7 protein-coding genes are annotated in these 6,110 nt (G+C 71.6%); 3 read left to right on the forward strand and 4 right to left on the reverse strand.

Annotated features, from left to right (window positions below):
* Window positions 1-14: 14 nt before the first annotated feature.
* A complete protein-coding gene (locus tag ACTHJJ_RS12335; protein ID WP_440303237.1) occupies window positions 15-986 on the reverse strand; it encodes a zinc-binding dehydrogenase in 972 nt (323 codons plus the stop codon).
* A gap of 53 nt (window positions 987-1,039) precedes the next feature.
* Here ACTHJJ_RS12335 and ACTHJJ_RS12340 point away from each other — a divergent pair, with 53 nt between their 5' ends.
* The 3 genes from ACTHJJ_RS12340 to ACTHJJ_RS12350 are packed head-to-tail and all read left to right on the forward strand — an operon-like array spanning window position 1,040 to window position 3,074.
* Window positions 1,040-1,657, forward strand: coding sequence for a biotin transporter BioY (locus ACTHJJ_RS12340; RefSeq protein ID WP_440303242.1), 618 nt, complete (start codon window positions 1,040-1,042; stop codon window positions 1,655-1,657).
* 23 nt (window positions 1,658-1,680) lie between these two features.
* A complete protein-coding gene (locus tag ACTHJJ_RS12345) occupies window positions 1,681-2,379 on the forward strand; it encodes an energy-coupling factor ABC transporter ATP-binding protein (RefSeq protein WP_440303238.1) in 699 nt (232 codons plus the stop codon).
* Complete coding sequence (locus tag ACTHJJ_RS12350) at window positions 2,376-3,074, forward strand: energy-coupling factor transporter transmembrane component T family protein (RefSeq protein WP_440303239.1); 699 nt, start codon at window positions 2,376-2,378, stop codon at window positions 3,072-3,074. Before ACTHJJ_RS12345 ends, ACTHJJ_RS12350 begins: the two co-directional genes overlap by 4 nt.
* Before the next feature lie 4 nt (window positions 3,075-3,078).
* Here ACTHJJ_RS12350 and ACTHJJ_RS12355 read toward each other — a convergent pair whose 3' ends face one another.
* The 3 genes from ACTHJJ_RS12355 to ACTHJJ_RS12365 form a co-directional block, all read right to left on the reverse strand.
* Window positions 3,079-4,242 (reverse strand): NAD(P)-dependent malic enzyme, encoded by a 1,164-nt coding sequence (locus ACTHJJ_RS12355; RefSeq protein ID WP_440303240.1) that lies wholly within the window; start codon window positions 4,240-4,242, stop codon window positions 3,079-3,081.
* Window positions 4,243-4,463: 221 nt separating this feature from the next.
* On the reverse strand, window positions 4,464-5,654 hold the full coding sequence (locus ACTHJJ_RS12360) for an HD-GYP domain-containing protein (RefSeq protein WP_440303241.1): 1,191 nt from the start codon (window positions 5,652-5,654) through the stop codon (window positions 4,464-4,466).
* Window positions 5,651-6,085 carry an HD-GYP domain-containing protein gene (locus ACTHJJ_RS12365; RefSeq protein WP_440303243.1) on the reverse strand — a complete coding sequence of 145 codons (435 nt, stop codon included), beginning with the start codon at window positions 6,083-6,085 and terminating at the stop codon, window positions 5,651-5,653. The genes ACTHJJ_RS12360 and ACTHJJ_RS12365 overlap by 4 nt, the downstream gene beginning before the upstream one ends.
* Between the last annotated feature and the right edge of the window lie 25 nt (window positions 6,086-6,110).

Here is a 6,110-nt window from a genome sequence, read left to right on the forward strand (position 1 = left end):
CGCCACGCCCCACGTCACGGGAGCGTGAAGACGACCTTTCCGAAGACGTCGCCGTGGACCATCTTCGCGAAGCCGTCCCGCGCCTTCTCGAGCGGCAGGACGGAGTCGATGACCGGCTCGATGCCGGCGCCCTCGACGAAGCTCGCGAGCCGGGCGAGCTCGTCGCGGCTGCCCATCGTCGACCCGATCACCTTGAGCTGCTTGAAGAAGATCTTGTTCAGCTCGCCCTTCTTGGGGTCGTAGCCCGACGTCGCGCCGGCGATGACGATGCTCCCGCCCGGGTTGAGCGAGTTGACCGAGTGCGACCAGGTGGCCGCTCCGACCGTCTCCATGACGGCCTCGACCCTCTCCGGCAGCCGCTCCCCCGAGCCGAACACGCGGTCGGCGCCGATCTCGAGGGCCCGCTCCGCCCGTGCCGCGTCTCTCGATGTCGCCCACATCCGCAGGCCGGCCGCCCGGCCGAGCTGGATGAGGGCGGTGGCCACACCGCCACCGGCACCCTGGACGAGCACCGTCCCCCCGGGCTGCACGCCGGAGTTCGTGAAGAGCATCCGGTATGCCGTGAGCCACGCTGTGGACAGGCACGCCGCGGTCTCCCAGGACATCCCCGCGGGCTTGGGGACGAGGTTGGCGGTCGGCACCATGACCTGCTCGGCCATCGTGCCCTGGTGCAGCTCGGACAGCAGGGTGCGCCTCGGGTCGAGGGTCTCGTCGCCCCTCCAGCCAGCCGAGGGGACGACCGCGTGCACGATGACCTCGTTGCCCTCGGCGTCGGTCCCGGCCGCGTCGCAGCCGAGGATCATCGGCAGCCGGTCGGCCGGCAGGCCCACTCCCCGGAGCGACCACACGTCGTGGTGGTTGAGGCCGGCGGTCCGGACGTTGACGACCGACCAGCCAGCGGGGGGCTCCGGTGCCGGGCGGTCGCCGACGACGAGGCCGGACAGGGGGTCGCTCTCGGACTGGGCGGCGGCGAAGGCGGCGAGCATGTCGTGAACCCTAGCCACGGAGGGGGGCCGACAACAGGTATGGTCCGTCCGTGATGACGGACAGGGCCGACACGGCCGCACCCAGCGTGACCAACGCCACCCCTGCCCTCCGGCCCCGGTCCATCGCCCTCGTCGCGGTGTTCGCCGCCCTGATCACCGCGGCCGCGATCGTGCCCGGGATCCCCGTCGGGAGCCTCGGGGTGCCGATCACCCTGCAGACGCTTGCCGTCATGCTGACCGGCCTCTGCCTGGGCCCGCTCCGCGGCGGGCTCGCCGTCCTGCTCTACCTCGTCGTCGGTTTCGTCGGCTTCCCGGTCTTCAGCAAGGGCCAGTCGGGGCTCGGTGTGCTGGCCGGGCCGTCCGCCGGCTACCTCGTCGCCTTCCTTGTCGCCGCCGTCGTGGTCGGGTTCGCCGCGAGCCGCGTCGCGCGCCGACGCCCCGCGACCTGGGCGCCGCTCTTCTTCGTCTCGGCGATGCTCACCTCGATCGTCTTCGTCCACGGGCTCGGCATCCTCGGAATGGTCGTCAACGCGGACCTCAGCCTGGCCGATGCCTTCAAGGCGGACCTGGTGTTCTACCCCGGTGACGTGATCAAGAACCTGGTCGCCGCGAGCGCCGCTGCCGCAGTGCACCGCGCGTTCCCCGACCTGTTGGCGCGTCGGCCCCGCTGACCCGGACAGCGTCCCCAGGGCCGGTGCCGACGATCCAGCTGAGGGACGTCGTGGTCGACGTCCCGGTCCCCGGTTCGGACACGCGCCGCCTGCTCGGCCCGGTCGAGCTGACCCTCACCGAGCAGCGGACGTCGGTCATCGGGGCGAACGGCTCCGGGAAGTCGACCCTGCTCCGCCTGCTCAACGGCCTGGTCCACCCCAGCCGCGGTCAGGTCACCGTGGACGGGCTCGACTCGGTCCGCGAGGGTGGGGCGGTGCGTCGGCGCGTCGCGTTCGCGTTCACCGACCCCCTCTCCCAGCTCGTCATGCCGACCGGCCGCGAGGACGTCGAGCTGTCGCTGCGGCGGCGCCATCGCCGCGCGGACGACCGGCGCGCCGCGGCCGAGGCGGCCCTCGCGCGGTTCGGGGTGGATGGGCTGGCGGACCAGAGCGTGTACGACCTGTCCGGCGGGGAGCGACAGCTCATGGCCCTCGCCGCGGTCCTTGCGACGGACCCGCAGATCCTGGTGCTCGACGAGCCCTCGACGCTGCTCGACCTCCGGAACACGAAGGTGCTGCGGGAACGACTGGCGACGCTCCCCCAGATGGTCGTGCTAGCGACGCACGACCTCGACCTGGCCCGGGACGCCGACCGGACGATCGTCGTCGAGGCTGGGCGCATCGTCTTCGACGGACCGCCGTCGCAGGCGGTGGACGACTACGTGCGTCGGAGCGGCGCGTGAGTCGCGGGGATGGCCTCTTCGGCTCCTACGTGACGGGCACCTCGGTCGTCCACCGCGCCCCGCTGGCGGCCAAGTTCCTCGTGCTCCTCGGGGTCGGCGTCACGACCGCACTGCTCCCCGACTGGCGGGCTGCCTGCGTGCTTCTCGCGCTCGTCCTGCTCTGCCACGTCCTCGCCGGCCTCGGGGGCCGACGGATGCTACGGACGCTGCGTCCGGTCCTGCCCGTGCTGGTCGTCCTCTTCGGGTTCCAGTGGTGGAGCCAGGACGCCGCCATCGCGGGTCGCCTCGTGCTCGGCATCGTCGCCTGCTACCTGGCGGCGGGCATCGTGACCGGCACGACGAGCGCGGGCGCCCTCATCGACGCGGTCGTCACACTCGCCCGACCCGTGCGCAGGTGGCTCGATCCGGAGTCGGTCGGGATCGCCGTCGCGGTGATGTTCCGGAGCATCCCGTGGATCGCTGGTGCCTTCGGTGAGGTGCGGGAGGCGGCGCGGGCGCGGGGGTTGGAGCGCAACCCGCGGGCGCTGGTCCTACCTGTCGTCATCCACACCGTCGGCTATGCCCGGGCCACCGGCGAGGCGCTCGCGGCCCGCGGCCTCGGTGACCCCGTCGACGGCACCGAGGCGCTGCCGGGCGGCGGCGGACACCCACCGCCCCCTGGGGCTCCGTCCACGAACGACGGAGCCCCAGGTTGAGGGGTCAGGGGACGGCGAGCCGCCGCACCGCGGCTGCCACTGCTGGTGCCACGCGCTCGTCGAAGACGCTCGGCACGACCTGATCCGCCGTCGGCTCCGGCACGAGCTTCGCGATCGCGTGGGCGGCTGCGAGCTTCATCTCCTCGGTGATCCGCTTCGCCCCCGAGTCGAGGGCACCCCGGAAGATGCCCGGGAAGGCGAGGACGTTGTTGATCTGGTTCGGGAAGTCCGACCTGCCCGTCGCGACGACCTCGGCGAAGCGGTGCGCCACGCTCGGGTGCACTTCGGGGTCGGGGTTGGCGAGGGCAAAGATGATCGCCCGCGACGCCATGCGCATGAGGTCCCTCTCCGCGATGGTGCCTCCCGAGACGCCGACGAGGGCGTCGGCCGACTCGAGAGCGTCGCCGATGGTGCCCGTGCGGTGACCTCGGTTCGTCATCTGGGCGAGCGAACGCTTGTGCGCTGCGAGGTCGCGCCGGGAATCGTCGATGATGCCCTTCGAGTCGACGACGACGACGTCACCGACGCCGGCCTGCAGGAGGATCCGCGCGACGGCGACTCCGGCCGCGCCGGCTCCGGACACGACCACTATGAGGTCCTCGATCGCCTTCTCGACGACGTGGGCGGCGTTGATCAGTGCGGCGAGCGCGACGATGGCCGTCCCGTGCTGGTCGTCATGGAAGACCGGGATGTCGAGGCGGGCCTTCAGCTGCTCCTCGATCTCGAAGCAGCGTGGCGCGGAGATGTCCTCGAGGTTGATGCCGCCATACGTGGGAGCGATCCGGGCCACCGCCTCGACGATCTCCTCGACGCTGCCGGTCTCCATGCACACCGGGACGGCGTCGACGCCCGCGAAGTGCTTGAACAGGACCGCCTTGCCCTCCATGACGGGCATGGCCGCGAGCGGGCCGACGTCACCGAGCCCGAGTACGGCGGTCCCGTCGCTCACCACGGCGATCGTGTTGCGCCGGCTCGTGTAGTGGTTCGCGAGGACCGGGTCATGGGCGATGGCCCGTGAGACGTCGGCGACCCCAGGGGTGTAGAGAAGCGACAGGTCGTCCGCGCCCGCGAGGGGACTCGTCGCGTGTACCGCGAGCTTGCCCCCCTCGTGGGCTCGGAACACCGGGGCCTGTGGGTCGAAGGACTGGCTGACGGGCAGTGCACTCACCGTGGGAACACCTCGATCGCGTGAGACGGGCATCAGCCCCCCGCGCTGCGGCGGTGGCGACGCCAGACAAGAAAAAGGGCCGACGCCCTGCTGGATCTCCGAGCCGGGGGTCTGGCCTCAGGTACTGCTCACGACGGGGGTTTCCCGCGAAGGCACCAGTGTGCCATGCGGGGTGCCGTGTCCGCGAGGACACCCGGGGACTTCGGCGTGTGACGAGAACCTCAGGCCGTGCCGCCCGGCGACCGAACGACCTGGACGAGCGCGTCGACGACCCGTGGGTCGTACTCGTAGCCAAGACCGAGGAAGATCCGCTCGACGGCTGCCTCCCGCCGCTCGTCGGACTGGGCACCGCCCGTGAGGTCGTCGTAGGCGTTGGCGACCTTGAGGATGCGGCTCGTCAGCGGGATCTCCTCGTCGAACTCGAGCAGCTGACGGTAGGGCGTGGTCTGCCGCTCGAGGACCGCACCGACGTCGTCGAGGACCCCGGTCTCACGCACGATCTGGACCGTGTCGTGGGCGATGCGCAGCTGGTCCGCCGGGGCCGCGTGGACCGTCGCTCCTCCGGGAATCGGCTCGACGAGGGCGACCTGGCCGATGTCGTGCAGGAGGGCTGCGTACTCGAGGTCGAACAGCTCGCGTTCGGGGATGGCGAGCACCGAGCCCATGGAGACCGCGAGGTCCGCCACTCGCGCGGCATGACCGGACGGGGTGTAGCCGGCGACCTCGGTCAGCCGCGAGAGGGTGCGGATGCCCTGCCGGTAGGTCGCGCGGACCGCGACGTAGCGCCGGAACGCGAAGAGGGACAGCACGAGCGGGAAGAGGAAGAGGGGTAGGGCCGCGAGGCCCAGTGGCGGCGTGGCGACGGGGATGAGCACCCCAGTCACGGCGACGGCGAAGGACAGCGCGACCGAGGAGGACAGGTCGTCGAGGAAGCGGCGGCGCCAGGAGGCGAGGCCCCGACCGGCGCTGCGGCTCGAGTGGATGAGGAGGTCGACCAGGAGCGCAGCGGCCGTGATGGCAAGCATGAGGCCTGCGCGAGGGGCGGGCGAGAGCGGCTCCGCCACGACTGCCTCTCCGAGGCCGTCACCCAGATGGGCGATGCGGTACAGGATCGTCGCAGCGACCAGACCTCCGAAGCGCCCGGCCAGCTCGAGGGCACCGAGGTCAGCGCCGGCCACCCAGCGGGCGAAGGCCCCGACCCCCATCGCGACTCCTCCGACGACGAGGATGACGACCCACGAGTAGCCCACGAGGTGCCCCGCCGGGACCTCCGTCGCGAACGCGAGGCCGAGTGCCGCGGCGCTGGCGATCGGGGCGCAGGCACGGAAGCCGGGGGCTGAGAGGCGGAACCACTCGCCCACCAGGATCGCTGCCCCGAAGCACACGAGCACGACGATGTCGTGCAGGCTCATGCTGGGGCCCCCTGCTCCTCGACCTGCTCCGCAGGTGGCCAGGGGTGGCGTTGGAGAGCGATGTCCAGAGCGGTGACGACTTCAGGGTCGAAGCGGCCGCCCGAGTCCGCCTTGACCCGACGCATCGCCTCATCGTTGTCCGACAGCTCGCGAGCGAGCGCCTCGAAGCGGGCTGCCACCGCGACGATGCGTGCCGAGACGGGGATCTCGGTCCCGGCCAGGCTTCCCTCCCGGCCGTCGTAGGCGTCGTGCTGGTGCTCGATTCCTGGGCCGGCGGGCTCGAGGAACTCGATCCCGTCGATCATCCGTGCACCGAGCCTGGCCCGAACGGCTGGACAGGCGGGATTCTCGTCCGAGTTCACCGAGTGCCCTTCATATCCTTCGCCGCCGAAGTCCGGTGGCACTCCGAGATCCCCGAGACGATGCAGCATCGCGACGTGCTGCGCAGTGTCGACC

Source organism: Intrasporangium sp. (assembly GCF_051961875.1).
Lineage (GTDB): Bacteria > Actinomycetota > Actinomycetes > Actinomycetales > Dermatophilaceae > Intrasporangium_A.